Source organism: Nocardiopsis valliformis DSM 45023 (genome assembly GCF_000340985.1).
Classification (GTDB): Bacteria; Actinomycetota; Actinomycetes; order Streptosporangiales; family Streptosporangiaceae; genus Nocardiopsis; species Nocardiopsis exhalans.
Window position 1 is genome coordinate 1 of record NZ_ANAZ01000023.1, and the last position, 26,907, is coordinate 26,907.

Sequence of the window (26,907 nt, forward strand, 5' to 3'; positions counted from 1 at the left end):
CAGTCCGCGTGACTCCACACAGCTTGACATCGAGCGTGGTAGCAAGAAGCGTCACCGGGATGAGAGGGGTGGGTCGGCGGGTCGCACCGGGCGCGCTTCTCGGGTACTGATCCGGCCCGGACACGGCTGTGGCGGCGTTCCGGGTCGGAACGCCGCCACAGGTGGTTCCAGGGCACACGGACGGGTCCGGGTCCGTGGTCCTAGGGCTTGTGCGAGGGCGGGCGGCGGTTGGCGTGGCCCCGGCGGCGGTTGCGCACGTTCAGGCCGAGCGCTCCGCCCTGGTCCAGGAGGTGCCGGGCGGCCCGGTTGACGGTGCCGCGAGGCCCGGAGGTCGGCGAGGGCGCGTCCGCGGTCTCCACCGATTCGGGGCTCTCCTCGACCGGTTCGGGCTTGGGGATGAGCGCGGTGGGCTCGTTGTCCTGGTCCGCGGTCTCCTCCGGAAGGGCATGGAGCTTGCGGGTGCGCTGAAGCCCGCGGCCGTCCTCGGTGTCCGGCTCACCCTTGGCGGAGGCGACCGTCTCGGTCGGGTTGAGCTTCTCCTCCGCAACGGCCTCCTTCCACGCCTTCTCCTGCTGCTGGTCCTGCTCCTTCTGCTGGGCCAGGCGACGGGCCCGGTCGGCGCGCCAGGCGCGGTAGGAGCGGGCCAGCGGGGTGGCGATCGGCCAGGTGACCTTGGCCGGTCGGGACAGTGCGTGCCACAGGTAGGCGGTGGTGCCCCAGGCCTCCATGGCGCGGCGCGCCTTGGTGATGGTGAAGAAGGTGGGCATGGCCAGCAGCAGCTGCGGCCAGGCCAGGGCCAGGGCGGCGAACAGCGGGTACATACCGCCGCCCGCGATCGCGGCGCACGCACCGATGGCCATCGGCACCAGTGCCAGCGCCACCCGCAGCTGGGTGAACTGGCGGAAGCGGTGCAGGGAACGCCGGGCCGACACCGGTGGCGCGAGGCCCTCCGGCAGCGGCGTGGGCTGCACGATCATCGCGAGCAGCAGTGTTCCCACACCGACGCTGGCCGCCAGCAGGATCGTCCACCCGGCGGCGGAGAAGGCCCCGCCCACCAGCAGGTACACCAACCCGAGCACCGGGAGCGGCGCGGGGAGCCAGAACAGCACCCGCCTGCGCAGCTCTCCCTCCTGCGTGGGTTGGAGTACGAAATCGATCACCGGGCGTAGTATCCGGAACCTCTTCCTCGGTCGCTCGACCACAGCGTTGGACCCCCCAAGAACGTCGTGACGGAGCGGTGCGGGGAGCGACGCCCGAGGGTTTTCGTCGTCTTCTGGCTCCACCTGCAACCTGCCCGTATCAAAGCTATCCCTTTTCGCGTGGTCCCCGGGCGCACACGGTCAGTTACACACATACCCGACGCTGGTGAAACTTCCATAAGGTCACCCATATGACAGGCAACGATCAGATTACGACGTGGCGGAGGTCTCACCGGCACTCGCGCCGATAACGGTCATCCGGGTCATCCGCCTCGGGTTTCGGACAACCGGCCCAGCGCCACCGCCACCCGGAGCACGAACGAGCCGCGACCGTCCGAAGGGATGTGCCCGGTGAGTTCGGAGATGCGGCTGAGGCGGTAGCGCACCGTGTTCGGATGCACGAAGAGCATGCGCGCGGTCGCTTCCAGTGAGGAGGCGTGTTCGAGGTAGACCGACAGCGTGTCCAAAAGCGGGGAGCCCGCGCCCTGGAGGGGGAGGTAGACCTCCGTCACCAGCTGCTGGCGGGCCTCGGTGTCGCCCTCCAGCGCACGCTCGGGCAGCAGGTCGTCGGCGAGCACCGGCCTGGGCGCGTCGGGCCAGGCCACGGCGGCCCGCAGACCGCTCACCGCGGCGCGCACCGAGGTCCCCGCCGCGTGCAGGTCCGGCACGGCCGGGCCGACCACCACGGGCCCGTTCCCGAAGAGCCCGGCCAGGGGTTCCGCGGCTGCGGCCGGGAGCTCGTCGGCCGGGTAGCGGTCACCCACCCCGATCACCACAACCACGCGGCGTCCCTGCATACCCGCCAGGACGTCGTAACCGAGGCGGCGCGCGGCCGAACGCAGGTCGTCCAGGACCTTGTTCCCGCCCTCGTCGCCGAGGTCGCCGGCGACCGCGATCACCGGGGTGTGCGACCAGCCCAGCGCCGAACCCCAGGTCTGCAGGCCCTCCACCTGGTCGCCGTGCAGCAGGGCATCGACGATCAGCGCTTCCAGCCGGGCGTCCCAGGCCCCGCGGGCCTCGGCGGCGCGGGCGTAGACCTTGGCGGAGCTGAAGGCCACCTCACGGGTGTAACGGAGCATCGCCTCACGCAGCTGCTGTGCGCCGCCGGGTGCGGCGAGGTCGTCGACCTGGCTCTCCACCACATCGATGACCACGCGGATCATGTCGACGGTCTGCTGGAGGGAGACCGACCTGGTGAGTTCGCGCGGGGCGGTGCCGAAGACCTCCACCGTGATCGCCGGGCGGCCACGCTCGGGGTTGCGGAACCAGTCCACGAAGGCGGCGACCCCGGACTGGGCCACCAGGCCGATCCAGGAGCGGTCCTGGGCCGACATCCGGCGGAACCAACCGAGCTTCTCCTCCATGCGGCTGACCGCGGCGGTGCCGAGCACCCCCATGGAGCGTTCCAGACGCCGGACGGTCTCGGCGCGGATCTGCTCAGGCGGGGCCTGCTCCGGCAGCGTCTGCTCCGCCGGGGGCTGCTCCGGTGAGATCTGGTCCTGTGGGGTCTCGGGCCCGGTCGGCGCACTGGCGCCGTCCTCGGTCGGTCGGGATTCGGTGTTCACCCGTCTAGGTTCGCATCCCCGCCGCTCCGGGCACGGAGTTCACCCCCGTGTCGGCCGTCACCCCGCAGGTCGACCGGGGTCCGCCGAGCGCCCGCGCGGGGCTGCGCGTACCGTCGGAAAGTGATCTCCTCCACCCGTTTCGGGCTTGTGGACACACCACGGACAGCGTTTTGTGGAGTACCTACAAACGGTACCCCGCTAACTTCGTGTCTCTCCCTATCCAACTGGTGATCTCCTACAGGGCAAGGTAGATGTCGTGCTTGTAATCGTTGCTCCCGGCCAAGGCGCCCAGGTTCCCGGTTTCCTCTCCCCGTGGCTCGAACTCCCCGGCATGGCCGACACGTTCGCCGCGTGGTCCGAGGTGACCGGTCTCGACCTCGTGCGCTACGGCACCACCGCGGACGCGGATGAGATCCGTGACACCGCCGTCGCCCAGCCTTTGCTGGTCAGCGCCGGCCTGGCCGCGGCCTCAGCCGTGCTCGGCCCGCTGTCCGCGCCCGAGTCCCCGCTGCCCGCCTCCCCCACGCTGGTGGACGCCACCGCGGGGCACAGCGTCGGCGAGTTCACCGCCGCCGCGATCGCCGGTGTGCTCTCCCCCAAGGACGCGCTGGCGCTGGTCGCCGAGCGCGGCCGCGGGATGGCCGACGCCGCCGCCCGCAGCGAGACCGGCATGACCGCGGTCCTGGGCGGCAAGCGCGAGGACGTCCTGGCCGCCATCGAGGTCGCCGGGCTGACCCCCGCCAACGACAACGGCTCCGGGCAGATCGTGGCCGCGGGCACCACCGCCCAGCTGGCCGCGTTCGCTGAGAACCCGCCCGAGCGGGCCCGCCTTCGCCCCTTGTCCGTGGCGGGCGCCTTCCACACCGAGCACATGGCCCCGGCCGTGGAGCGGGTGCGCACGGCCGCCCAGGGGCTGAGCACCACCGATCCCAGCGTGCGCCTACTGTCCAACGCCGACGGCGCCGTGGTCGAGAGCGGCTCGGAGTACCTGGAGCGCCTGGTCGCCCAGATCTCCTCTCCGGTCCGTTGGGACGCCTGCACGCAGACGCTCGCCGACCTCGGGGTGACCGCGCTCATCGAGCTGACCCCCGCGGGTACCCTCACCGGCCTCGCCAAGCGCGCCCTGCGCGGTATCGAGCTCCTCGCGGTGAAGACCCCCGACGACCTCGAGCGCGCAGGCGCCCTCATCAAGGAGCACGCGGGGACCACCCCCTCCGCGAGCGTCCAGCAGGAAGGCTGACCATGTTCAACGTCCCGAGCGCCCCCGGCGGCGCCGCGATCCGCTCCTTCGGCGAGTACCAGCCGTCGCGGGTCGTGACCAACGCCGACCTGGAGTCCCGCGTCGACACCACCGACGAGTGGATCCAGAGCCGCGTGGGCATCCAGGAGCGTCGCATCGCGGGCCCCGAGGACACCGTGGCGAGCATGGCCGTGGCGGCGGGCGGCAAGGCCTTGGCCGCTGGTGGGCTCTCACCCGAGGACATCGACCTGGTGATCGTGGCGACCTGCACCGTGCAGGACCAGATCCCCAACACCGCGGCCACTGTGGCCGCCAAGCTCGGCATCGCCGCCCCGGGCGCCTTCGACGTCAACGCCGCTTGCGCGGGGTTCGTCTACGCCCTCAACCTGGCCTCGGACTCGGTCCGGGTCGGCAGCGCGCGCAACGTCCTGGTGATCGGCTCGGAGAAGCTCAGCGACTACGTGGACTGGGAAGACCGTTCCACCTGCGTGATCTTCGCCGACGGCGCCGGTGCCGCGGTCGTCTCGGCCGCCGAGGACCACGGGATCGGCCCGGTAGTGTGGGGCTCCTCGGGCGAGCGTGCCGACAAGATTTACCTCCGTGAGGGCAAGTACCTCTACCAGGAGGGCCAGGCCGTCTTCCGGTGGACCACCACCGAGCTGTACAAGGTGGCCCTGGAAGCCCTGGAGAGGGCCGGCGTCGAGCCCTCCGAGCTCACCGCCTTCGTGCCCCACCAGGCCAACCTGCGGATCGTCGAGTCCATCGCGCGCAAGCTGGGGGCGCCCCAAGCGCTTGTGGCGCGCGATATCGTCACCGCGGGCAACACCTCTTCCGCCTCGATCCCTCTCGCGCTCTCGCGCATGGTCGAGCGCGGGGAACTGCCGTCGGGGAGCACCGTGCTCACCCTGGGATTCGGTGCGGGCTTGGTCTACGCCGCACAGGTGATCCGCATCCCCTGATCCGAATTCCGTCAAGGCCCGGGCACTTCGCACACGGAAGCGTTTCCCGACACCACACACGTCAAGCAAGGAGAAACTAGACATGGCCCTCAGCGAGCAGGAAATCCTGGCCGGCCTCGGCGAGATCGTCGAAGAGATCGTCGGCACCGAGCCCGCCGATGTCACGCCCGAGAAGAGCTTCGTGGACGACCTGGACATCGACTCGCTGTCCATGGTGGAGATCGCCGTCGCCGCGCAGGACAAGTTCGGCGTGGAGATCCCCGACGACCAGCTCAAGGACCTCAAGACGGTCCAGGACGTCATCAACTTCATCCAGAAGTAGCGCCTCCGGGCCGTCGCCGACCCACCAGGTCGCGGCGGCCCGCCCGCCCCCACCACGGACACCCGCACCAACCATCCGCCACGCCTCCCGGCACATGACCGCCGGGAACGACCCACGAGAAGGGCGATCGGATCATGTCCAAGACCGATGTCGTCGTCACCGGCCTCGGCGCCACCACCCCCCTCGGGGGTGACGTCGCGACCACATGGTCCGCGCTCCTCGACGGCCGCTCCGGGATCAGCATGCTGCCGGAGGACTGGCACGAGAAGCTTCCGGTGCACTTCGCCGGGCAGATCGCGCAGGAGCCCTCCGAGAAGCTCCCGCGCCCCCGGCTGCGCCGTCTCGACCGGACCCAGCAGTTCGCCCTCATCGCCGCCCAGGAGGCATGGACCGACGCGGGCACCCCCGAGATCGACCCCCTGCGCCTCGGAGTGGTGGTCTCCAGCGGGATCGGTGGCATCCTCACCATCCTGGAGCAGTACGACACCTTCCGTGAGAAGGGCTGGAAGCGGGTCTCCCCGTTCACCGTGCCCATGCTCATGCCCAACAGCCCGGCCGCGGCCGTGGCCCTGGAGTTCACCGCCCGCGCCGGAGCCCACGCCCCGGTCAGCGCCTGTGCCTCCAGCGCCGAGGCCATCGCCAACGGTGTGGACATGATCCGCGCCGGGCGGGCCGACGTGGTGATCGCGGGCGGCACCGAAGCCGCGATCCACCCGCTCAACATCGCGTCCTTCGCGTCCATGCGCGCCCTGTCCACCCGTAACGACGACCCGCAGACCGCGTCCCGTCCCTGGGACAAGGACCGCGACGGCTTCGTCATGGGTGAGGGCGCGGGCATCCTCGTCCTGGAGTCGGCCGAGCACGCCGCCAAGCGCGGTGCGCGCGTGTACGCCCACGCCTGCGGTGTGGGTTACACGGACGACGCCCACGACATCGTGATGCCCGACCCGGAGGGCGCCGGACAAGCCCGCGCCATCAAGCAGGCGCTGGCCGATGCCGAACTCAAGCCCAGTGACATCGTGCACGTCAACGCGCACGCCACGTCCACCCCGGCCGGGGACGTCGGGGAGACCCGGGCGATCCGCTCGGCCCTGGGCGACTCCGCCGCGGACCGGGTCGCGGTGACCTCCACCAAGTCCATGACCGGCCACCTGCTGGGCGGCGCGGGCGCGGTGGAGTCGATCGCGACGATCCTGGCCCTGCACGAGGGCCTGATCCCGCCGACCATCAACATCTCCGAGCTCGACCCCGAGGTGGCCGTGGACATCGTCCGCGACAAGCCCCGGGAGATGCCCGCCGGAGACGTCGCCGCCATCAACGAGTCCTTCGGGTTCGGCGGCCACAACATCGCCGTGGCCTTCCGCCGCGCCTAGGGCGAGTCCGCCGGGCCTGCCTGAGTTTCACCTGAGCCGCGCACGGGCAGCACCGGTTCCATCGCAGTGGGCGTCACCGCACGGTGACGCCCACTGTCGTATGCGTAATGGCCGTTGTGGGCTTGTGAACGTCCGGCGGCCCGCGGCTCAACAACGGTTGAACAGCCGCGCACGGGGCTTCAGCTCCGTGGGCCCACGCGTCACCATGGGTGCCGTGTCCACCCTTCCTCCCTCACACACCCACCCGGCCCCCGGCGCCGTCGAGGACGGGCCGCGCAAACAGCGGGGCCCTTCCTTCCGCCCCGTCGTGGACCTGGACTCCGGTGCCGTCGTGGCCGTGGAGGTCGTCTCCCCCGTCCCCGAGGGCCTGGGGCTGCCGGACGGAAGCGGCCGCACGGCCGTGCTCGTCGCCGAATGGCTCGCCTCCTTGGTACGTGCCGGGTTCGGCGCCGAGAGCCTGCTGCCGTTGGTGCTGCCGCTGCCCTCGTCCGTACTCGTCGACGGGGCGGACCTGGCCGCGCTGGTCGAGAGCGGACTGCGCCGAGCCGGTCGGCGCCCTCGCGACGTCACCCTGATGTTCACCCCCGACCTGGTGGAGCTGCCCAGAGCCACCGTGCTGGCCGGGGTCGCCAACCTGCGGGCACTGGGCTTCCGGTGCGGCTTCGGTACCGCGATGGCCCGGCCGGACCTGGTCGTTGAGGCCACGCCCTTCCTGATCCGGTTGGACCCGGCCCTGGTGAAGGGGGTCGACAGCGACCAGCGACATGGCGGGATCGTGGAAGGGCTGGCCCGGATCGGGCGCAGCAGCGGCGTGTACGCGATGGCGGCAGGGGTGTCGCGGGCCGAGGAGATCGTCCGGCTGCGTGAGTGCGGGGTGCGTCTGGGCAGCGGGGCGTTCTTCACCGAACACACCTGGAAGCCCGGGGAGAAGATCACGCCGGTACCCGAACCGGCGGCCACGTCCCTGGACGACACCGACTCCGGCCCCCGGGTCACCGAGTTCATGGTGCCGCCGCTGGACTTCGACGCCGAGTCCACCGGCGAGCACGTTATGGAGGCCTTCACCGGGGACACCGCGCTCAACAGCGTGGTCCTCATCGACCACCGGGAACGGCCGATAGGAGTCATCGACCGGACCCGGTTCCTGCTTTCGGTGACCGGCCGCTACGGGCACGCGCTGCACGCCAAGCGCCCGGCGCTGCGGCTGTCGGAGTCACCCCGGACGGTTCCGGCGTGGATGTCGGCCATCGCGGCGCTACGGGTGGCCGGGCAGGACCGCGAACGCGTCTACGATGACCTGATCGTGACCAACCCGTACGGCCAGTGCATGGGGATCGTGCACGTCAGCGATCTCATCCAGTCCCTGTCCCGGCAGTGAGCCACGGTCTCCGCCCAGGCCCATGAAAACGACGAGGGCCCCGCACCGGATGGATCGGATGCTGTTGGCGAATCCGCAGCGCTGAGGCCCGGAGAAGCGGAGAGGCTGATATGGAGAGGCTTCTCTGTGGCAGGCTCGGGCTCGGGCTCGGGCTCGGGTAGAGCATCCGGGGCGGGGCCTGGAGTTGCGGTTCGGGTTGGGGTTCCCCCGTTTCCCGCCGCTTGATGGTTGCCGTCTGCGCTGCGCGCGTCAAGGTCGTCGCGTCGAGGGCTTCGCCCGCAGGGCGCTCCACCTTGACCCGCTTCGCTGCGACGGCGGTGGGCGGCTGTCGGGAAATGGGGGAGGAGTGGTCCGGGGTGGCAGACGGGCCCCCAAAGGGGCCCAACAGCAACTACCCCGGCCTTCGGCCGGTGCCTTCCCCAGGCCTGCGTGGACCGGTTGCCCGTGTCACGGCCGGTCAAGGTCGGCGACGGACAAGCGGCAGCGAAGGCCCCGGTCTCCCCAGGCCTGCGCGGACCGGCGGGGCGTGTCGCGGCCGGTCACTCGCCCGGACGGAAAAGCGGCAGCGAAGGCAACAGACTCCCCAGCTCGGTGGGCAACGGGCTTCGTGTCGCGGCCGGTCACGCGTGCCATCGGACACCCGGCGGTGAGGGTTGGGTTCAGCGCTGTGGTGTTGGCGCTGGGCAAGCCAGGGTGTCCGTAACCCGCACCTGGGGGTTGTCCGCTGCTTCCGAAACCCCCTCACCCCCGATGATCTTGCTACCAGAAGCGAAATCAGCGCCGAACTTGCTTCTGGTAGCAAGATCATCTTTGAAAAGGGGGCCGAAACCGTGCCCGGGGGCGTGGGGGGTCGCTGATGGTGTTCGCTGGCACGGGTGACCAGCCGCGACACGCGACCCGGTCCCCGCAGACCTGGGAAATCGGGGCCCGCGCTGACGCTTTTCGTCGCTGACCTTGACCGGCCGTGACACGGGCAACCGGTCCACGCAGGCCTGGGGAAGGCACCGGCCGAAGGCCGGGGTAGTTGCTGTTGCTGTTGCTGTTGGGCCCCTTTGGGGCCCGTTGGCCACCCCGGACCACTCCTCCCCCGTTTCCCGATAGCCGCCCACCGCCGTCGCAGCGAAGCGGGTCAAGGTGGAGCGCCCTGCGGGCGAAGCCCTCGACGCGACGACCTTGACGCGCGTAGCGAAGACGGCAACCATCAAGCGGCGGGAAACGGGGGAACCCCAACCCGAACCCCAGACAGAACCCCAGGCCGCACACAGGCCCCACCCAGCCCCCACACCGGAGTTAACCAACGACATCCGGATGTCAGGTGCGGGGCCCTCGCGGCGTTCGCGTTCGCGTTCGCGGCGAGCCGGTCAGCGCAGGGGCTCGGGGCCCTTGGTGCCCGAAGGACTGCTGGTCGGGGGCGTGTCGTCCGCGGAATAGTCGTTGTAGTGCGTGTCCGCGCCGACCTCGCGCAGCTGCTTGCGGAGCTGCTCCCGAGTCTCCTCGTCATGGAGGTAGTCCAGCACGGGGCGCCGGGCCTGGCGACCGTCACCGGAGGAGCGGCCCATCGCCCGGCGGCGCAGCCACGGGACGAGGTACTGGCGGGCCCAGCGGCGGCCTTCGCGGCGGCGCAGGATCCGGGGCAGCTGCTGGGGCGGGGTGGCCCACGGGTCGGCCCAGATCTCGGGCGGGCCCATCGGGTGACCGAGCAGGTCGGCGACCCGGGCCGCGACGATCTGGTGCCCGGCACCGTTGGGGTGCAGCCGGTCGTCGCTCCAGGCCCGGGGGTCGTTGAGGGCGTTGAGCGCCCACAGGTCGACGATCTCGGTTCCGGTGCGTTCGGCCACGGCCCGCATGTGCATGCTGAACACCGCGATGCGTCCCCGGTACAGACGCAGCACGGGGATCCACCCGGTGTCGTGCCCGGCCAGGATCACGACCCGGATACCGGCGTCGCGCAGCTGCCGCACGCCCCACTCGAAGGTCTCGGCCAGCTCGTCGAGGTCGCCCCCGGGGCGCAGGACGTCGTTGCCGCCACCGAGGACGGTCACCAGGTCGGGCTTCCAGGCGAGGGTCTGTTCGAGCTGCTCGCCGAAGATGTGCTTCATCCGGCGTCCGCGCACGCCGAGGTTGGCATAGCGGAAGTCCGGGGAGAGCGTGCCCAGATGGTCCGCGAGACGGTCCGCGAATCCCCGGTACTCGCCGCCGGGGCCGCTGTCGTCCTCCATCCCCTCGGTGATGCTGTCACCGATCGCCACGTAGGACCGGATCAGCTCCGGTCTGCCCACGGGCGCGGCAGCGGGGGGATTCATCTCAAGGTCTGTCACGTCAACCAATCATCCGGATCGACCGTCCCACGCCTGCGCAGCGCCGGGGTGCGCGGGAACGGAAGTCTTGGCGGGTCGCGGAGTTCGCTGGCCCGAATGTCCGAGCACCGTCGGCCCCGGGGTCGGCCGCGCGGCGGCCGCCCGGACGAGGGTCGCTCGGGCGAGGACAGTGCCCATCCAGCATACCCGCGACCGACGTCAGCGCGCCGGGCTTGTGTATGTCGGAGCTCTCCGGCCGTCCTCCTCACCGGAGCCCTCGTCACGAACCGCGCCGGAACGGCGGCGGTGCGTGCCGCGGGAGGCACCGACAGAACAACGCCCGGCACGGGTCTCATGAGCCAGAAGTCTACTATGAGGTAGATCACAACTCTTGACCGTTTTTTTGACGTAGATCTCCTCCGTCACGGTGATCACACGGTGAGGTCACCCCCAGGTATCGACGGACCGGGGGCCTGGGACTACCCATGTGGGCCCGGGGCACGTACGATCTCGGGGAAGTGCTCACGGCACCCCTGCCCCTCGGCCCGCCGTGCCCCCACACGAATCAGCCGAGTCGGTTCAAGACCTGTCCTCCTCCGGGTCAAGGGCGCGTACTGTGGTGCATCGAACCGAAGGCCCGTGCGGTTCCTCCCCAATTCACGTGCAGACACCAGGAGGTCGAGGTCCCCAGCGGATGAACGCCGTCTCTCCGATCTGCCTCGTCGACCTCGCACCCGCGCTGCGGTGGTCGAGGTCGCCGGACGTGGCACCCCTGCTCCACCATGACCGTCTGATCGACGGCTGGTGGCACTCGCTGCCCGTCGCCCGTGTCCTCGACATCGCCGGACCGCCCTGGCTGGCGAACGGTCTGGCCAGACTCGCGGTGGAACAGTGGGGGCACATCGCCCTTTCCGAGTTCCTGCCGAGCCTGCGCACCCAGCCGGTGGACTGTGCCGACCTGGCCGAACCAGTCCGCGGCGCGGTGGTCGCCACCGCTGGGGACTGGGATCGCCTGATCTCGGCCAGCCCCCAGGAGATGCACAGCTGGCGCCTGCCGAACTGCGGTGTCCTCGACATCGTCAGCACGGTCGCCTGGCGCGCCCTACAGCCCTGCGGTGAGCTGCCCTCCGGACCCACCCCCTCCCCCGCGCTGATGACCGAGGCCGTGCGCACCATCGCGCACTGGCTCCCCGAGTCCGCGCCCGAGCACGTCCGCAACGCGCTGGACTACCTGAACTCCGCGACCGGGGCGAGCGGGTCACACGACCTCGCCGAACCTGCCGAGGACGGCACGAACCCGCCGCAGACCCCGGCCACCCGCGCGATCCGAACCCTGCGGGCCCTGCGCGCCCAGCGGGAGCAGGATCCGGCCTCGGCCGAGCAACAACACGGCGCGCACGCCGCCGCGCCCATGGCCGAGGCCCCCGCGGCGGTCGGCGGCATGGTCAGCTCCGCGGCGATGCTCCCGGGCACGGCCCTGGGCACCGACACCGTGAACGACCAGGCACAAAGCGCCGCATCCGGTGACGTGGGCGACCTGCGCTCGCAGTTCCGCAGCTCGCTCCTGGGCCCCGGCCGCACTCTGCGCCGCCCCAGCTTCAAACGGACCAAGGCGCCCGCCCCGGAACAGGTGGAGGAGCGCCCCGCGCCGGTCCTGGGCCAGCACCCGCTGGTGGACCAGGTCGAGGAGATGTTCCGTTCCTGGCCCGACCTGGAGCGAACGGTGGCCGCCGAGCGACTCTTCGCCACCGATCCGATCAGCATCCGCGTGCTCTCCGAGCAGATCGCGGTGGACGTGACCGAGATCCGCAGCGCCCAGCGCAAGGTGGAGGAACGCCTGCTGCGCTGGCTGGGCTCCCCGGAAGGTGCCGCCGTCACCAAGCACCTGCGGGAACTGTCCGAGCAGCTCGGTTCGGCGACCACCATCGACCGCCTCATCAACGCACACCCGGACCATCCGGTGGAGGTGCCCACGCTGCACACCCCCCTGTGGCGCGTGATCATCACCCTGTTCACCGACCGGCGCATGCACAACGGCTGGCTCATCGCCGACGACCCCAACCGACTGCGCTGGCAGACCCGTGAGCTGCTCGGCGACGCCCCCAACCTCACCGAGGCAGGCCTGCGGCTGAGCCGGATCGGGATCCGCCAGCAGGAGCTGCGCGCCTGGCTGCTGAGCACCCCCGGTGTGAGCCTGCGCGACGGGCACGTGTACGTGGACACCTCGGTGCCTATGGAGGCGCCCAGCGGCGGCCACTCCCCCGAGGAGTCCGGTGGTGCCACCACCGAGAACGGGCTGCCGATCCGCAGACGCCTCGATGCGCAGGGCCCCGCACCCGTGGAGCCCGCTGCACCCGGCCTCGAACCGCAGGGGCACCAGCAAAGACCCGGCCCCGGCCAGGGCGCCTTCCCGCCCGGCCACGCCCACGCTCCGATGGCTCAGTCCCCGGTTCCGGCCATGGCCCACGCGGCCCAGGCCCGTCCCGGAGCGAGCGACCCGGCCCTGTCGGCCCGCTGCTTCCGCGCCCCGGACGGGCGCTGGTGGCACCGCATCGACATCACCGCCGACCACCTCAACGGCGCACCGGTGGCCGTGCCCACCGGCTACGCCACCCACCTGGGCCTCCAGCCCGGCCGGCTGCTGTGTCTGACAGCTCCCGGCGCGGACCTGCTGGTCCTGGTCTGGCGTGACCAGCCCGCCTTCGACTCCCTGCGGCCGCTGCTGCGCCGCCAGGCCGCTCAGCCCGGCGACCGTATGTTCATCACGGTCTCCGGTGACCGCCTGGACGCCCGCAAGCTGCCCGCGGGCGACCTCAGCGGGCACCCGCCGGCCGCCCGTGCCCTGCACCTGATCGGCTACACCGCCCCGGCCGCCCCGGACGAGGCACTGCGAATCCTGTCCCGGCGCATCACCGACAACGGCGACGAGTCCCTGGCTGATCCCCAGGCCTTGCTGGATGCCCTGTCCCTGCGCGGGGACGACGACATCGCGGGGGAACTGCGCTCGGCCATGTTCGCCACGCACTGAGTTCACCGCTTCGCCGCTCGTACGGAGGGGACCTCACCGGACACGTTCCGGTCGTGGTCCCCTTCGCGGTTTCCCGTCCCGGATCAGCCCGGGTGAGCGGCTGAGGCGGCCGACGAGTCAGCCGGGGAGAGCGGCAGGGTGACGGCCACACCCACCGGTTTTCCGTCCTCGAAGAGCGGGATCTGCCGCAGCTGGGCCGGGCTCACCGCGGCGCCCCGGCGTTCGGCCTCAGCCAGGATCATGAGCACCGCCGGGTGGACTGCGCCCTCGACCGCCGGGATCGGGGCGTCGTGGCTCCAGCGCACCACCAGCTCGGTGCGTTCGGTCAGCAGACCGGTCTCGGTCCGCCACCCCGGGAGCCCCCAGTCCGCCGGAAGGGGGCCCGGGACCGGCGCGCAGCACAGGAGTTCGGCAGTCCCGTCCTCCCCGGCGCCCCGGACCGACGACCAGAAGGGCCCGGAGAGCTCCGCCCCCTCGGCAATGAGCGACGACCCGAGAGCGGTGAAGGCCTCGTCGGCGCGTTCCCCGTCCTTCTCCTCGTCCTGACCGACCCGGAGCACGATGCCCGCCCAGTGCTGCTCGGGCGCGGACCGCTCCTTGACGGCCTGTGCTCGGACCTCCTCCGCGAGGAGTGCCGCCAGGCCCTCCAGCGCGGCGTCCTGGCGTTCCCGCCGGGCGGCCACCGCGGAGCGGAATCGGTCGAGTGTCGTCCGCGCCTGTTCCTGGCCTTCCAGGAGGCAGTGGATCTCGGCCAGGGGCATCCCGGCCTCCCGCGCGGCACGGATCAGCACCGCCGAGGACAGCTGGTCGGCCGTGTAACGGCGGTAGCCGGTCCAGGGGTCGGTGGCGCGGGGCCGCAGCAGTCCGCGCTCGTCGTACGCCCTGAGGGCCTTGGTGCTCAGCCCCGTGAGCCAGGAGAACTCTCCGATGTTCATCATGGCCTCAGTCTGCGGCTTCCCCCTGGGGGAAGGTCCATTCGAGCGCTCGGGAGCCGCTCCGGGGAGGTCGGGGGTACCGAATACGAACGGAAAGATGTAGGTTAGGCTTACCTAATAGATTGAGGTGGTCCTCCTGCTGCCGTACCCGAACTCCCTCACGCCCTCCCCTGCCGAACGGGCGCGCTCCGTGCTCTCCCGCCCCAACCCGGCCACGGTGACCAGCGCCGAGGTCTTCCTGCACCTGACCGGGGCCGTCTGCCACACCACCTTCGAGGGCGAGGTCACGCTGTTGGTCCCCGACCAGCACCGCGTCCTGGCCGAGATCGGCGAGGGCAGCCTGGAGGCCACCGTCGAGTTCACCGACACCGCCCCAGTGGACCTGCGCGACCCGACCCGCTCCCTGCTGTGGATCAGCGGTGACCTGACCGTCCCCCCGCTCTCCGAGGCTCGCAACCGGGCGCTCTCGGTCCTGGCCGACGACGCCGACGAACGCCTGCTGGACCTGGGCCACGGCCGCACGATGGTCGTCATGACCCCCCACCTGGTGGTCCACTCCGACCAGGAGGGCTGCCACCTGCTGCACCCGGAGGAGTTCACCGATGCCGCCGCCGACCCCTTCGGCCGATGGGAGGGCCCTTGGCTGCGCCACCTGGAGGACGACCACCCCGACGTCCTGTGGGCCCTGGTCACCCGCTGCGGCACCCAGCTGCCCCCGGGCCGCCCCCGCCCGCTCGGCGTGGACCGCCACGGCCTGCGTCTGCGCCTGGAGGGCCCCGACGGCGACCACGACGTCCGCATCCCCTTCCGCAGAACCGCCCGCACCCCGCACGACGTCGCCCACGAGGTCCAGGAGATGGCCGGACTCGACCAGCACCAGCACTGAGGACGGGCAAGGAGGTCCTGGAGCATGCGGCCCGAGACAGGCGCGGTGTCGTCGTGGAACCCGGAGCGCATTGGACTTTTCCCGGAAAGTCGGTTAGCTTCAGGGCGCATCAACAGCAGGTGTCCCGTTAGGTGAGGCTCCTGCGTGCGTATGCGTCCGCTGCCCAAAAAGGTCGAGAGACCCCAATGGGTCAACTGGTCCTGCCGAATCAAGGCTTGACCTAACGCGGACCGGGACCGCCCCCGGTGGCCCCTAGGCACGCAGTGCTGAAACTCGACGTAGGGAACGCACCGGAGACCCGTGCTCCGGTGTCCTCGCGTGAGCTTTCCAGGCCTCCCCGTCGGGAGGTCTTTTTCGTGTGTACGGACAACCGTGAGGGAGGTGAGAGCGATGCCAGGTCGAGAACCTGACTCCACCAGCGGCGATTCCGAGCCCGGGCACAGTACCGGGCAGCGCCTCCGTGGCCGATCCACACCCCCGGCGGCAACCATCCGGCGCACACCCTCACCCGAACACATCACGTACTCCACGCCCTGCGCGACAGACGCGGCGGCGCTGCCCTGACGTGCCCTTCGGGTGGGCCGGTGTGCCCGCACCCGAAGGGAACAACCCCGTGCACACCATGCTCACCGAACGCCTGCGCAAGCGCGAACTCACCAGGGCTAAGGAGGTCCTGGCCGATCTGACCCCTGACGAGGTCGTGGTCATGCTCCGCCTGCTGCCCCCCACCGAACACGTTCTCTGTTTCCGGCTCCTGGACAAGAACCGGGCCATGGAGGTCTTCGACCTGCTGGGCGAGGACGAGCAGGTCCGCCTGCTCCAGGCCATGACCGACTCCGAGGCCGCCACAACCCTGGCCGAACTGGACGTGGACGACCAGGCCCGCCTGCTGGGCGAGGCCCCGGCGGCGGTGGCCCGCCGCCTGCTGGCCTCGATGACCTCCGCCGACCGCGCACGTGTCGGTGTGCTGCTGGCCTACCCCGAGGGCAGCGCGGGCCGAATGGCCAACCCCTCCTACCTGGCCGTGCGCCCGTACTCCCTGGTCAACGAAACCCTGGGGCTGATCCGCCGCTCCCGGCTCGGGCCCGAAGACGTCACCACCGTCTTCGTCACCACCGCGGACCGACGTTACGTGGGGCTGGTCAGCGTGGCCGAACTGGTTCAGGCCGACCCCTACGCCGAAGTGGGTCCCCTGGCCCGCCTCGCCGAGGTGTCGGTGGCTACCACGGAGGAGGCCGCAGACGCCGCCCGCCTGCTCCAGCGCCGGGACCTGGGCGCGCTGCCGGTCCTGGACTCAGAAAAGCGACTGGTCGGCGCGCTGACCTTCGACGACGCGATGGACGCCCTGGACGACGACACCTCCGAGGTGATGTACCGCAAGGCCGGGATGGGCGACCCCGCACACGCCAAGGAACTGCTGCGCAGCGAACGGCTCACCAGCGGAAACATCCTCTACCCCGTGCGGGTGCGGATCGCTTTCCTCATGGTCACCCTGGTCGGAGGACTCGCGGTCGGCGGACTGATTGAGCAGTTCGAGGACGTGCTCGCCGCCGTCGTGGCGGTAGCGATCTTCGTGCCCCTGATCATGGACATGGGCGGCAACGTCGGAACCCAGTCCACGACGATTTTCGCGCGCGGCCTGGCCCTGGGCCACATCGACCCGTCCCGGTTCGGTAGGCAGCTCTTCCGCGAGGTACGCGTGGGTTTGGTGATGGCCGTGATCATCGCCTGCATCGGAGGCGCCGCCGCCTACTTCTGGCAAGGGGCACCCAACGACATCCCCATGCTCGGCGTGGCCGTTGGCCTCTCACTGTTCACCTCGGTCACCCTGGCGACGTTCCTGGGTTTCGCCCTACCGTGGCTGATGCTCAAGCTCGGACTGGACCACGCTCCCGGGGCTGACCCCTTCATCACCACGATCAAGGACTTCACCGGGCTGGCCGTCTACTTCGGGCTCGCCGGACTCCTGTTGGGGGTGGGGTAAATGCTGGAATGGTGGGAGTTCGCCCTCAGGCTGGGGTGCGCCTTCATGCTGGGCGCCCTGGTCGGAGTCGAGAGGCAGTGGCGCGCACGGATGGCCGGGCTGCGCACCAACGCGCTGGTGGCTGTCGGATCAGCCCTGTTCGTACTGCTCGCGGTCAACACGGTCGACGAGGTCAGCCCGACACGCATCGCGGCCCAGGTCGTCTCGGGAATCGGATTCCTGGGTGCGGGCGTGATCCTGCGCGACGGGATCAACGTACGCGGTATCAACACCGCGGCCACGATCTGGTGCGCTGCGGCGGTCGGAGTACTGGCGGGAAGCGGCGTCTACCTGGGCGCGTTGATGGGGGCGCTGGCGGTGGTGGCCGCCAACGTGATCCTCCGCCCGATCGCACGCAGGCTGGAGAGCCGTCCAGCCGACGCCACCAGCGAAGTCCTGACCGGATACCGGCTGCGAGTGGTGTGCCGGGACGATCAGGAGGCGCACGTACGGGCCCTGCTGCTCCAGGCCCTGTCGGGAAGCGGATTCGTCCTGCGTTCCCTGGATAGCCGCCATCTGGAGGAGGACCGGCACATGGTCACCGTCCAGGCCGACCTGACCTCGACCGGCCGGCAGGACGCGGTGCTGGAGCAGGCCATCAGCAGACTGAGCCTGGAGCCCGGGGTCAGCGCCGTGCACTGGAAGGTCGTCGAGGAACCCTCCCTCTGAGATTGCCTCCCCGGCCGCCCCGGAGGCCGACAACGAGGGCCGGGCCCCGGGAGATACCCGGAGCCCGGCCCTTGTCTACGCTGATCAGGTCAGACGTTGAAGCCCAGCATGCGCAGCTGGTCCCGACCGTCGTCGGTGATCTTGTCCGGACCCCACGGCGGCATCCAGACCCAGTTGATCTTGACCTCGCGCTCGAACTCGTCCAGAGCGCTGTTGGTCTGGTCCTCGATCACGTCGGTCAGCGGGCAGGCCGCGCTGGTCAGGGTCATGTCCAGGGTGATCGACGTGTCGTCGTGACTCACCCCGTAGAGCAGACCCAGGTCGACGATGTTCACGCCGAGCTCGGGGTCGATCACGTCCTTGAGGGCCTCGCCGATCTCCTCGGCCAGCGCCTCCTGCTCAGGGGTGAGCGGGGCGGCCGCGGCCTTGTCGACGGTCTCGGCGGACTCGACGCTCTCGGCCTTCTCGTCGGTCGTCGTGGTCTCGTTGTCACTCATTCAGGCGCCTTCCTTCTCCAAGGACTGCGACACCGCGTCCTTCCAGGCCATCCACCCCAGCAGGGCGCACTTGATCCGAGCCGGGTACTTGGACACGCCGACGAACGCCACGGCGTCCTCCAGCACGTCCTCGTCCGGCTCGCCCTTGCCCTTGGACTGCATCAACTCGGTGAACGCGTCCAGGGTCTGCATACCCTCGGCCACCGACTTCCCGATCAGGAGGTCGGTGAGCACCGAGGTGCTGGCTTGGCTGATCGAGCAGCCCATCCCCTCGTAGGAGACATCGCTGACGACGGCCTTCTCGTCCAGCTCCGAACCGGGTGCGGGGGTCAGCGCGACCCGGAGTGTCACCTCGTCCCCACAGGTGGGGTTGATGTGGTGCGCCTCGGCGTTGTGCGGATCCCGCAGCCCCTTGTGGTGCGGGTTCCGATAGTGGTCCAGGATGATCTCCTGGTACATCGCGTCCAACTGCATGGTCAGGCAGAATCCTCGTACTAGGCCCTAGTTCCGAAGAACCTCTGGGCGGCCCGGATGGCCTCCACGAGCGTGTCCACGTCCTCAATCGTGTTGTAGAGGTAGAAGGACGCGCGCGTGGTCGCGACGATACCGAGCTTGCGGTGCAGCGGCCAGGCGCAGTGGTGTCCCACCCGGACCTCGACGCCCTTGTCGTCCAGGACCTGTCCCAGGTCGTGCGGGTGGATGTCGTCCACCACGAACGACACCGCGCCACCGCGGTCCACGGCCTCGGTCGGGCCCACGATCCGCACGCCCTCGATCGCGCCCACGTGCTTGAGGGCGTACTCGGTGAGCGTGTGCTCGTGCGCGGCGACCCGGTCCATACCCACCTCGGAGAGGTAGTCACAGGCCGCGGCCAGACCGACGGCCTGCGGGGCCATCGGTACCCCGGCCTCGAAGCGCTGCGGCGGGTCCGCCCAGGTGGAGTGGCTCATGTGCACCACGCCGATCATCGAACCACCGCTGATAAACGGCGGCATGGCGGCCAGCAGCTCCCGGCGCCCCCAGAGCACGCCGATCCCGTTGGGACCGAGCATCTTGTGTCCGGAGAAGGCCAGGAAGTCGACGTCCAGCTCGCGGACGTCCACCGGCATGTGCGGCACCGACTGGCAGGCGTCCAGCAGCACCATCGCGCCGACCTCGCGGGCCCGGGCGGTGATAGCGCCGACCGGGTTCACGGTGCCGAGCACGTTGGACTGGTGCGCGAAGGCCACCAGCTTGGTGCGCTCGTTGACCAGATCCCCGATGCCCGAAAGGTCCAGTCGGCCCTCTTCGGTCACCGGGAACCAGCGCAGCGTCGCGCCGGTACGCTGGCACAGCTGCTGCCAGGGCACGAGGTTGGCGTGGTGCTCCATCTCGGTCACGACGATCTCGTCGCCCGGACCGACCTGGAAACTACGCAGCTTATCGTCGGCCGTGGCCGCGTTGCTCATCGCGTACGCGACCAGGTTCACCGCCTCGGTGGCGTTCTTGGTGAACACCACCTCGTCGGCGTCGGCGCCGATGAACCGGGCAATGGTCTCCCGGGCTGACTCGTAGGCGTCGGTGGCCTCCTCCGCGAGCTGGTGCGCCCCACGGTGCACCGCCGCGTTGTGGCGTTCGTAGAACTCGCGCTCGGCGTCCAGCACCTGGCGCGGTTTCTGCGAGGTCGCCCCGGAGTCGAGGTACACCAACGGACGCTCGTCGCGGACGGTCCGGGAGAGGATCGGGAAGTCCTCCCGGATCGCCGCGACATTGAGCAGGCCAGTGTCGGGCTGACCGAGCTCGCGGAGGGTCATGGTTACGCGCCCGCCTTCACGAACCGCTCGTAGCCGTCGGCCTCCAGCACGTCGGCCAGTTCCTTGCCGCCGGACTCGGCGATACGGCCACCGGAGAAGACGTGCACGAAGTCGGGCTGAACGTACTTGAGGATGCGGGTGTAGTGCGTGATCAGCATGACGCCGAGGCCGTTGGCCTCCTGGGCGCGGTTGATGCCCTCGGAGACGACCTTGAGCGCGTCGACGTCCAGACCGGAGTCGGTCTCGTCCAGAACGGCGATCTTCGGCTTGAGCAGCTCCAGCTGGAGGATCTCGTGGCGCTTCTTCTCACCGCCGGAGAAGCCCTCGTTGACGCCGCGGGCGGCGAAGGACGTGTCGATGGACAGGTTCTTCATCGCGCCCTGGAGCTCCTTGGAGAACTGGCGGAGCTTGGGGGCCTCGCCGCGCACCGCGCTGACGGAGCTGCGCAGGAAGTTGGACATGGACACGCCCGGAACCTCGACCGGGTACTGCATGGCGAGGAAGACGCCGGCGCGGGCCCGCTCGTCCACCTCCATCTCGAGGATGTTCTCGCCGTCGAGGAGGACCTCGCCCTCGGTGACCTCGTAGCGCGGGTGGCCGGCGATCGCGTAGGCGAGTGTGGACTTGCCGGAGCCGTTCGGGCCCATGATGGCGTGGGTCTCACCGGAGTTGATGGTGAGGTCAACGCCCTTGAGGATCTCCTGCCGCTCGTCCTCGTTGATGAGGACGTCGGCGCGCAGACCGCGGATTTCGAACTTCGTCATTTCAGGCCTCAGGAATTCTTCTCATCCAGCGACACGAGCACGTCGTCGCCGTCGATCTTCACGTCGTAGGTGGGGACCGGCTGGGTGGCGGGCGGGTTGATCGGCGCCCCCGAGCTCAGGTCGAAGCAGGAGCCGTGCAGCCAGCACTCGATGGTGCCGTCCTCGACCTCGCCCTCGGAGAGGCGGACCTCCGCGTGCGAGCACACGTCCCGCAGCGCGTAGACCTCACCCTCGGTGCGCACCAGCGCGATGGGTGTCTCGTCGTCGGTCTCGATCCCCAGGACCCCCTCCTCGGGGATCTCGTCGAGCTCGGCGACCTTGGTCCAACCGCCCTGCTCACTCATGCGTGGCGAGTTTCCGCTCGACCTTCTCCATAACGTGGTCGCGCAGTTCCTCGTCGTCGATGCGGTTGACGATGTCCAGGAAGTAACCACGGATGATGAGGCGACGGGCCTCTTCCTCCGGGATACCGCGCGAGCGCAGGTAGAAGAGGTGGATGTCGTCGAGACGACCGCTGGCGCTGGCGTGACCGGCGCCGGCGACCTCACCGGTGAAGATCTCCAGGTTGGGCACCGAGTCCACGCGGGTGTCGTCGGTGAGCTGGAGGTTCCGGTTGTTCTCGTAGGAGTCCGTACCGGTGGTGCCCTCGCCGATGATCACGTCACCGATCCACACCGCGCGGGCGTCCTTGCCGCTCAGCGCGCCCTTGTAGTCCACCCGGGAGCGGGTGTTGGACACGTTGTGGTCGATCAGCGAGCGGTGCTCGTGGTGCTGGCCCTTGCCGGCGAAGTACAGGCCGTACAGCTCGGCGTTACCGCCGCGCTCCTCGTAGGACACGCGCGGGGAGAGCCGGACCACGTCACCGCCCAGGGTGATGACGATCGACTTCAGGCTGGCGTCCTTGCCGATGCGCGCGTTGTGCTGGCTGACGTCGACGGCGTCGTGGTCCCACTCCTGGAGGCTGACCAGGGTGAGCTTGGCGCCCTCACCGACGTGGACGTCGAGGCTGCCCGCGCGCACACCGGTGCCGGTGTTGCTGATGATCACGGTGGCCTCGGCCAGCGGCTTGACGTCGATGACCAGCTGCTCGAAGGAGGTACCGCCGAGCGCCTTGCGGTCGATCCGGATCGCCTTGTCGGCGGCCAGCGACTGCGGCACGGTGACGACGGTGGCCTGCTCGAAGGAGGTGTAGGCCTGGGCGATCACGCGGTTGACGGGAAGGCCCGCCTTGCCCAGGCGCTCGTCGCCGCGGCCGACCTGCTCGACGGTGACGCCCTCGGGGGCGTCCACGGTGACCTCGTCGGTACCGTCGGCGGTGCCCTTCCAGTCGTGCAGGCCCTTGAGGCGGCGCAGCGGGGTGAAGCGCCACTCCTCCTCACGGCCGTTGGGCACGGGGAAGGCGTCCACGTCCTTGGAGCCGTGCGTGTCGAGCTTGGAGACAGGGATCTGCCCCAGCCCGTGACTGTGCGCCTTGGGCTCTGTGTTCGCGGTCGTCAACTTATCCCACCGATCCTTCCATCTGGAGCTCGATCAGACGGTTGAGCTCCAGTGCGTACTCCATCGGGAGCTCCCGTGCGATGGGCTCCACAAAACCTCGAACGACCATGGCCATGGCCTCTTCTTCGCCCATCCCCCGGCTCATCAGGTAGAAGAGCTGGTCCTCGCTGACCTTGGAGACGGTGGCCTCGTGCGCGAGCTCGGTGTCGTCCTCGCGCAGGTCGTTGTAGGGGTAGGTGTCCGAGCGGCTGATCGTGTCGATCAGCAGCGCGTCACACTCGACCGAGGACTTGGCGCTGTGCGCGCCCTCCTGGACCTGGATCAGGCCGCGGTAGGAGGAGCGGCCGCCGCCGCGCGCCACCGACTTGGAGACGACCTTGGAAGAGGTGTTGGGCGCGCAGTGCACCATCTTGGCGCCGGTGTCCTGGTGCTGGCCCTCGCCCGCGAAGGCGATGGACAGGGTCTCACCCTTGGCGTGCTCGCCCATCAGGTAGACGGCCGGGTACTTCATGGTGACCTGGGAGCCGATGTTGCCGTCGACCCACTCCATGGTCGCGCCCTCTTCAGCGATGGCGCGCTTGGTGACCAGGTTGAAGACGTTGTTCGACCAGTTCTGGATGGTCGTGTAGCGGCAGCGCGCGTTCTTCTTGACGATGATCTCGACGACCGCGGAGTGCAGCGAGTCCGACTTGTAGATCGGCGCGGTGCAACCTTCGACGTAGTGGACGTAGGCGCCCTCGTCGACGATGATCAGCGTCCGCTCGAACTGGCCCATGTTCTCGGTGTTGATCCGGAAGTAGGCCTGGAGCGGGATCTCCACGTGCACGTTCTTGGGAACGTAGATGAAGGATCCACCGCTCCACACGGCGGTGTTCAGCGCGGAGAACTTGTTGTCACCGGCCGGGATGACGGAGCCGAAGTACTCCTCGAAGATCTCCGGGTGCTCCTTGAGAGCCGTGTCGGTGTCCAGGAAGATGACACCCTGCTCCTCCAGGTCCTCACGGATCTGGTGGTAGACGACCTCGGACTCGTACTGGGCGGCGACACCGGAGACCAGGCGCTGCTTCTCCGCCTCGGGGATGCCCAGGCGGTCGTAGGTGTTCTTGATGTCCTCGGGCAGGTCCTCCCAGGAGGTGGCCTGCTTCTCCGTGGACCGCACGAAGTACTTGATGTTGTCGAAGTCGATCTTGGACAGGTCCGCGCCCCAGTCGGGCATGGGCTTCTTGTCGAAGAGCTTCAGCGACTTGAGGCGGAGCTTGGTCATCCACTCCGGCTCGCTCTTCTTGTCCGAGATATCCCGAACAACGTCTTCGTTGATACCGCGGCGGGCCGTGGCCCCAGCGGCGTCGGAGTCGGCCCAGCCGTACTCGTATGTTCCGAGCCCTTCGAGCTCGGGGTGCGCGACAGAAGTCATGCGCGGACTCCTCCTGGACTCAGACGTCCTTTTGGTGAACTGAGCCGCCCGCCCGCTGGCGGATGGCCTTCATGGACGCGGGGGTGCCGTCCTCCCCGCTCGCCCCGTCCCCCCGTGGGGTGACGTGCGTGGTGCACACACCGTCGCCGTGGGCGATGGTGGCCAACCTGCGCACCGGGGTGCCCAGAAGCCGCGCGAAGGCCTCGATCTCGGCCTCACAGAGTTGCGGGAACTCGGCGGCCACGTGCGCGACGGGGCAGTGGTGTTGGCACAGCTGGTCGCCGCCTCCGGGTGCGGGCGCCTGGCCCGCGGTGGCGGCGTAGCCGTCGTTGGAGAGCGCCTCGGCCAGCAACCGGACCCGCTGTTCCTGGGGAACGGCGTCCAGCAGGGGCTTGTAGCGCCGCTCCAGGTCGGCTACCTGACTCTGCGCGAATTCACTGACGGCCTCGGGACCAGCGGTCTGCGCCAGGAAGCGCAGGGCGTTGGAGGCGAGGTCGTCATAGGCGTGGACGAAGGCGTCACGCCCGGCTTCGGTGATGGCGAAGACGCGGGCGGGGCGACCCCGGCGACGGCGGCCGTGCGTAGGCCGTGCGTCGCGGGCTTCGACCATGCCCTCGCTGGTCAGGTTGTCGAGGTGGCGGCGGATGGCCGCCGGGGTGAGTCCGAGCCGCTCTCCCAGGGAGGACGCGGTGATCGGACCCTTCTCCAGGATGAGGCGGGCGACGCGGGCACGGGTTCCGTGGTCGGGCCCGCTCAGGGGTCGGGGTGCGCTCGACACGTCAGTCACGGCGATCCCCTCCCGTTCGTCCATCGGCTCCTGGTTTAGACAACATCAGTGTGTCGTAAATAAGTCCACCATGGCAAACCCGGATTCATGCGCTTCGTCACGAAGGTCAGGCTTGCCTAACCTGGGAGTTCATCCGGATGTGACACAGGAGAACCGTTTCGCGGCCGCCCGAACCTTTTCGAGTTCTCAGCCAGTGGGATGGGCGTACCACCATTCGGCCATTCCGTTGGAGGAACCCACGGAGGCAACACTGATACGGCTCGGGCGCGGCGGACCGGAATCCGAACGGAACCGCGCACCCCGAGACCGTGCACCAGCCGATCACAACCAGACACGGCGCACCATTCTTCCACCATCGGAGAAAAAAGAACCCCCGTGTTCCGCCTCATCCGGATCAGGACGTTCGGTCCACACACGAACACGGCTGTCCGCCTTGAGGCGGGGCGGTGAAGCCCGGCACCGCGGCGCACGTAAACTCAGGCCCCATGGACACACCCGCCGTCGAGGTCGTCGACCTGGTCAAGCGCTACGGCGCCACCACGGCCGTCACCGGCCTCACGTTCACCGCGCGCCGCGGCGCGGTGACCGCCCTGCTCGGCCCCAACGGCGCGGGCAAGACCAGCACCATCGAGATCTGCGAGGGCTTCCGCCACGCGGACGGCGGAAAGGTGCGGGTCCTGGGGCTCGACCCGGTCTCCGACGCCACCACACTCAAGCCCCGTGTGGGCGTCATGCCGCAGTCCGGTGGTGTGCCCACGGGGGCCCGGACCGCCGAGTGGCTCCGGCTGATGGCGTCCTTCCACGCCAGCCCGATCGACCCCGACGTCCTCCTGGAACGCCTGGGCCTGGCCTCCGCCGCGCAGACCCCCTTCCGCCGCCTGTCCGGCGGCCAGCAGCAGCGCCTGTCCCTGGCCTGCGCCGTGATCGGCCGCCCCGAACTGGTCTTCCTCGACGAGCCCACCGCCGGACTGGACCCGCAGGCGCGCATGGCCGCATGGGACCTGGTCTCGGCCCTGCGCGAGGCTGGCGTGGCGGTGATCCTGACCACGCACTACATGGAGGAGGCCGAGCGGCTCGCCGACCACGTGGTCATCATCGACCGCGGTTCCGTGGTGGTCGAGGGCACCCCCGCCGAACTCACCCAGGGCCGCCGCGAGGTCCGCTTCAACACCGACGTCCCGCTTGACGCCGAGGCCCTGGAAGCGGCTCTGCCGGCCGGGAGCCGCGTACTGGCCACCGCCACGGGCGGGCGGCACGAGTACGCCGTGGCCGCCGACGAGCCCGACGCCCTGGGCCCGGAGTTCCTGGCCACCGTCACCGCCTGGTGCGCCTCCTCCGGTGTGCTGGCGGAGGACCTGCGCGTGCGGCGGCGTACCCTCGAAGACGTCTTCCTCGAAACCACAGGCCGGGAACTGCGCGACTGATGACCGAGCACACCTCCGGGACGGCCCGCGCGGCCGTCACCGACACCCCGACACCCGCCCTCGATGCAAGCCTGTTCATCCCGGCGCCCGGCGCCGCCCCGATGTGGCGCATGGTCGCCGCCCAGGCCGGGATGGAACTGCGGGTCATGCTGCGCCACGGCGAGCAGTTCCTGCTCACCATGGTCATCCCCGTCCTGCTCCTGGTGGGGTTCAGCCTCGTCAACGTCCTGGACGTGGGCGAGGGCGCACGCGTGGACGCGCTGACGCCCGGTGTCCTGGCCCTGGCGATCATGTCCACCTCCTTCACCGGCCTGGCCATCGGCACCGGGTTCGAACGGCGTTACGGGGTGCTCAAGCGCCTGGGCGCGACCCCGTTGTCTCGGTTCGGTCTGCTCGCCGCCAAGACCCTCGCCGTGCTGGGGGTGCAGGCCATCCAGGTCGCGGTGCTATGCGTGGTGGCGCTCTTCCTGGGCTGGTCGCCGTCGCTGGAGCCGGCCGGTGTGCTCGCGGTGCTCGCGCTGGTGCTGCTGGCCACCGCGGCGTTCAGTTCGCTGGCGCTGCTGATGGCGGGCACCCTGCGCGCCGAGGCGACCCTGGCCGGGGCCAACCTGGTGTACGTGCTGATGCTCGGCCTGGGCGGGGTCCTGTTCCCCACCAGCAGTTTCCCGGGGCCGATGGAGCAGACGGTGTCGGTCCTGCCGATCACCGCGCTCAGCTCGGGCCTGCGCGACGTGCTCGCCTACGGCACCCTGCCGGGCCCTGGCGTCTTCGTGGTACTGGCCGTGTGGACGGCGGTCTGCGGTTTCCTGGCTTCCCGCCTGTTCCGCTGGGAGTGACCGCCCGGGTCCGCGGTGACC

General features: G+C 69.9%; 23 protein-coding genes and 1 riboswitch. Of the genes, 11 read left to right on the top strand and 12 right to left on the bottom strand.

Features of this window, described 5'->3' with window-relative positions; genetic code table 11:
• Positions 1-200 precede the first annotated feature (200 nt).
• Positions 201-1,160 (bottom strand): hypothetical protein, encoded by a 960-nt coding sequence (locus D457_RS0120520; protein ID WP_017582548.1) that lies wholly within the window; start codon positions 1,158-1,160, stop codon positions 201-203.
• Positions 1,161-1,462: 302 nt separating this feature from the next.
• Complete coding sequence (locus tag D457_RS0120525; RefSeq protein WP_017582549.1) at positions 1,463-2,764, bottom strand: PucR family transcriptional regulator; 1,302 nt, start codon at positions 2,762-2,764, stop codon at positions 1,463-1,465.
• A gap of 331 nt (positions 2,765-3,095) precedes the next feature.
• Between D457_RS0120525 and D457_RS0120530 the strand changes: the two genes are divergently transcribed.
• The 5 genes from D457_RS0120530 (at position 3,096) to D457_RS0120550 (ending at position 8,036) form a co-directional block, all read left to right on the top strand.
• Positions 3,096-4,004 carry an ACP S-malonyltransferase gene (locus D457_RS0120530; RefSeq protein WP_017582550.1) on the top strand — a complete coding sequence of 303 codons (909 nt, stop codon included), beginning with the start codon at positions 3,096-3,098 and terminating at the stop codon, positions 4,002-4,004.
• Between the two features lie 2 nt (positions 4,005-4,006).
• Entirely contained in the window at positions 4,007-4,963 is a 957-nt protein-coding gene (locus D457_RS0120535) for a beta-ketoacyl-ACP synthase III (RefSeq protein ID WP_017582551.1), read from the top strand.
• Positions 4,964-5,045: 82 nt separating this feature from the next.
• Positions 5,046-5,285: an acyl carrier protein gene (locus tag D457_RS0120540; protein WP_017582552.1), complete on the top strand. Its 240-nt coding sequence runs from the start codon at positions 5,046-5,048 to the stop codon at positions 5,283-5,285.
• A gap of 134 nt (positions 5,286-5,419) precedes the next feature.
• Entirely contained in the window at positions 5,420-6,658 is a 1,239-nt protein-coding gene (gene fabF / locus D457_RS0120545; RefSeq protein WP_017582553.1) for a beta-ketoacyl-ACP synthase II, read from the top strand.
• Positions 6,659-6,863: 205 nt separating this feature from the next.
• Complete coding sequence (locus D457_RS0120550; RefSeq protein WP_193374526.1) at positions 6,864-8,036, top strand: EAL domain-containing protein; 1,173 nt, start codon at positions 6,864-6,866, stop codon at positions 8,034-8,036.
• Positions 8,037-9,397: 1,361 nt separating this feature from the next.
• Here D457_RS0120550 and D457_RS0120555 read toward each other — a convergent pair.
• The gene (locus D457_RS0120555; protein ID WP_193374524.1) at positions 9,398-10,339 is read right to left on the bottom strand and encodes an SGNH/GDSL hydrolase family protein; all 942 of its coding nucleotides are present in this window, start codon (positions 10,337-10,339) and stop codon (positions 9,398-9,400) included.
• 688 nt (positions 10,340-11,027) lie between these two features.
• Here D457_RS0120555 and D457_RS0120560 point away from each other — a divergent pair.
• Positions 11,028-13,361 (top strand): hypothetical protein, encoded by a 2,334-nt coding sequence (locus tag D457_RS0120560; protein ID WP_017582556.1) that lies wholly within the window; start codon positions 11,028-11,030, stop codon positions 13,359-13,361.
• An 83-nt stretch (positions 13,362-13,444) separates the two neighbouring features.
• Here D457_RS0120560 and D457_RS34195 read toward each other — a convergent pair whose 3' ends face one another.
• On the bottom strand, positions 13,445-14,299 hold the full coding sequence (locus D457_RS34195) for a MerR family transcriptional regulator (protein WP_017582557.1): 855 nt from the start codon (positions 14,297-14,299) through the stop codon (positions 13,445-13,447).
• 124 nt (positions 14,300-14,423) lie between these two features.
• On the opposite strand from D457_RS34195, the gene D457_RS0120570 reads away from it, so the two are divergent.
• The 3 genes from D457_RS0120570 to D457_RS0120580 all read left to right on the top strand — a co-directional run bounded on the left by D457_RS0120570 (position 14,424) and on the right by D457_RS0120580 (position 17,874).
• Positions 14,424-15,182 (top strand): DUF2470 domain-containing protein, encoded by a 759-nt coding sequence (locus tag D457_RS0120570; RefSeq protein ID WP_017582558.1) that lies wholly within the window; start codon positions 14,424-14,426, stop codon positions 15,180-15,182.
• A 116-nt stretch (positions 15,183-15,298) separates the two neighbouring features.
• Positions 15,299-15,474, top strand: a riboswitch (M-box (ykoK) riboswitch).
• 294 nt (positions 15,475-15,768) lie between these two features.
• The gene (gene mgtE, locus D457_RS0120575) at positions 15,769-17,166 is read left to right on the top strand and encodes a magnesium transporter (RefSeq protein WP_152514304.1); all 1,398 of its coding nucleotides are present in this window, start codon (positions 15,769-15,771) and stop codon (positions 17,164-17,166) included.
• Positions 17,167-17,874, top strand: coding sequence for an MgtC/SapB family protein (locus D457_RS0120580; protein WP_017582560.1), 708 nt, complete (start codon positions 17,167-17,169; stop codon positions 17,872-17,874).
• A gap of 89 nt (positions 17,875-17,963) precedes the next feature.
• Here D457_RS0120580 and D457_RS0120585 read toward each other — a convergent pair whose 3' ends face one another.
• Genes D457_RS0120585 through D457_RS0120620 form a run of 8 tightly spaced genes read right to left on the bottom strand, consistent with a single transcriptional unit; the run spans position 17,964 to position 24,650 of the window.
• Positions 17,964-18,371: a metal-sulfur cluster assembly factor gene (locus D457_RS0120585; protein ID WP_017582561.1), complete on the bottom strand. Its 408-nt coding sequence runs from the start codon at positions 18,369-18,371 to the stop codon at positions 17,964-17,966.
• Positions 18,372-18,845: a Fe-S cluster assembly sulfur transfer protein SufU gene (gene sufU / locus D457_RS0120590; protein ID WP_017582562.1), complete on the bottom strand. Its 474-nt coding sequence runs from the start codon at positions 18,843-18,845 to the stop codon at positions 18,372-18,374.
• Between the two features lie 20 nt (positions 18,846-18,865).
• Positions 18,866-20,164 (bottom strand): cysteine desulfurase, encoded by a 1,299-nt coding sequence (locus tag D457_RS0120595; protein WP_017582563.1) that lies wholly within the window; start codon positions 20,162-20,164, stop codon positions 18,866-18,868.
• Between the two features lie 2 nt (positions 20,165-20,166).
• The gene (gene sufC, locus D457_RS0120600) at positions 20,167-20,928 is read right to left on the bottom strand and encodes a Fe-S cluster assembly ATPase SufC (protein ID WP_017582564.1); all 762 of its coding nucleotides are present in this window, start codon (positions 20,926-20,928) and stop codon (positions 20,167-20,169) included.
• An 8-nt stretch (positions 20,929-20,936) separates the two neighbouring features.
• Positions 20,937-21,272 (bottom strand): non-heme iron oxygenase ferredoxin subunit, encoded by a 336-nt coding sequence (locus D457_RS0120605; protein ID WP_017582565.1) that lies wholly within the window; start codon positions 21,270-21,272, stop codon positions 20,937-20,939.
• On the bottom strand, positions 21,265-22,425 hold the full coding sequence (gene sufD / locus D457_RS0120610; protein ID WP_017582566.1) for a Fe-S cluster assembly protein SufD: 1,161 nt from the start codon (positions 22,423-22,425) through the stop codon (positions 21,265-21,267). Before sufD ends, D457_RS0120605 begins: the two co-directional genes overlap by 8 nt.
• Before the next feature lies 1 nt (position 22,426).
• Positions 22,427-23,839, bottom strand: coding sequence for a Fe-S cluster assembly protein SufB (gene sufB, locus D457_RS0120615; protein ID WP_017582567.1), 1,413 nt, complete (start codon positions 23,837-23,839; stop codon positions 22,427-22,429).
• A 19-nt stretch (positions 23,840-23,858) separates the two neighbouring features.
• Positions 23,859-24,650: a helix-turn-helix transcriptional regulator gene (locus D457_RS0120620; protein WP_017582568.1), complete on the bottom strand. Its 792-nt coding sequence runs from the start codon at positions 24,648-24,650 to the stop codon at positions 23,859-23,861.
• A 461-nt stretch (positions 24,651-25,111) separates the two neighbouring features.
• Here D457_RS0120620 and D457_RS0120625 point away from each other — a divergent pair, with 461 nt between their 5' ends.
• Positions 25,112-26,050: an ABC transporter ATP-binding protein gene (locus D457_RS0120625; RefSeq protein ID WP_017582569.1), complete on the top strand. Its 939-nt coding sequence runs from the start codon at positions 25,112-25,114 to the stop codon at positions 26,048-26,050.
• Complete coding sequence (locus tag D457_RS0120630; RefSeq protein ID WP_017582570.1) at positions 26,050-26,886, top strand: ABC transporter permease; 837 nt, start codon at positions 26,050-26,052, stop codon at positions 26,884-26,886. The genes D457_RS0120625 and D457_RS0120630 overlap by 1 nt, the downstream gene beginning before the upstream one ends.
• Positions 26,887-26,907: the final 21 nt, after the last annotated feature.

Coding starts and splice junctions, on each gene's coding strand:
- sufU (WP_017582562.1), bottom strand. CDS start 18,845: ATGCAGTTGGACGCGATGTACCAGGAGATCATCCTGGACCACTATCGG.
- D457_RS0120620 (WP_017582568.1), bottom strand. CDS start 24,650: ATGGACGAACGGGAGGGGATCGCCGTGACTGACGTGTCGAGCGCACCC.
- D457_RS0120605 (WP_017582565.1), bottom strand. CDS start 21,272: ATGAGTGAGCAGGGCGGTTGGACCAAGGTCGCCGAGCTCGACGAGATC.
- D457_RS0120585 (WP_017582561.1), bottom strand. CDS start 18,371: ATGAGTGACAACGAGACCACGACGACCGACGAGAAGGCCGAGAGCGTC.
- D457_RS34195 (WP_017582557.1), bottom strand. CDS start 14,299: ATGATGAACATCGGAGAGTTCTCCTGGCTCACGGGGCTGAGCACCAAG.
- D457_RS0120540 (WP_017582552.1), top strand. CDS start 5,046: ATGGCCCTCAGCGAGCAGGAAATCCTGGCCGGCCTCGGCGAGATCGTC.
- D457_RS0120580 (WP_017582560.1), top strand. CDS start 17,167: ATGCTGGAATGGTGGGAGTTCGCCCTCAGGCTGGGGTGCGCCTTCATG.
- sufB (WP_017582567.1), bottom strand. CDS start 23,839: ATGACTTCTGTCGCGCACCCCGAGCTCGAAGGGCTCGGAACATACGAG.
- D457_RS0120595 (WP_017582563.1), bottom strand. CDS start 20,164: ATGACCCTCCGCGAGCTCGGTCAGCCCGACACTGGCCTGCTCAATGTC.
- D457_RS0120535 (WP_017582551.1), top strand. CDS start 4,007: ATGTTCAACGTCCCGAGCGCCCCCGGCGGCGCCGCGATCCGCTCCTTC.
- D457_RS0120550 (WP_193374526.1), top strand. CDS start 6,864: ATGGGTGCCGTGTCCACCCTTCCTCCCTCACACACCCACCCGGCCCCC.
- fabF (WP_017582553.1), top strand. CDS start 5,420: ATGTCCAAGACCGATGTCGTCGTCACCGGCCTCGGCGCCACCACCCCC.
- D457_RS0120555 (WP_193374524.1), bottom strand. CDS start 10,339: ATGAATCCCCCCGCTGCCGCGCCCGTGGGCAGACCGGAGCTGATCCGG.
- D457_RS0120630 (WP_017582570.1), top strand. CDS start 26,050: ATGACCGAGCACACCTCCGGGACGGCCCGCGCGGCCGTCACCGACACC.
- D457_RS0120530 (WP_017582550.1), top strand. CDS start 3,096: ATGGCCGACACGTTCGCCGCGTGGTCCGAGGTGACCGGTCTCGACCTC.
- sufC (WP_017582564.1), bottom strand. CDS start 20,928: ATGACGAAGTTCGAAATCCGCGGTCTGCGCGCCGACGTCCTCATCAAC.
- D457_RS0120560 (WP_017582556.1), top strand. CDS start 11,028: ATGAACGCCGTCTCTCCGATCTGCCTCGTCGACCTCGCACCCGCGCTG.
- D457_RS0120625 (WP_017582569.1), top strand. CDS start 25,112: ATGGACACACCCGCCGTCGAGGTCGTCGACCTGGTCAAGCGCTACGGC.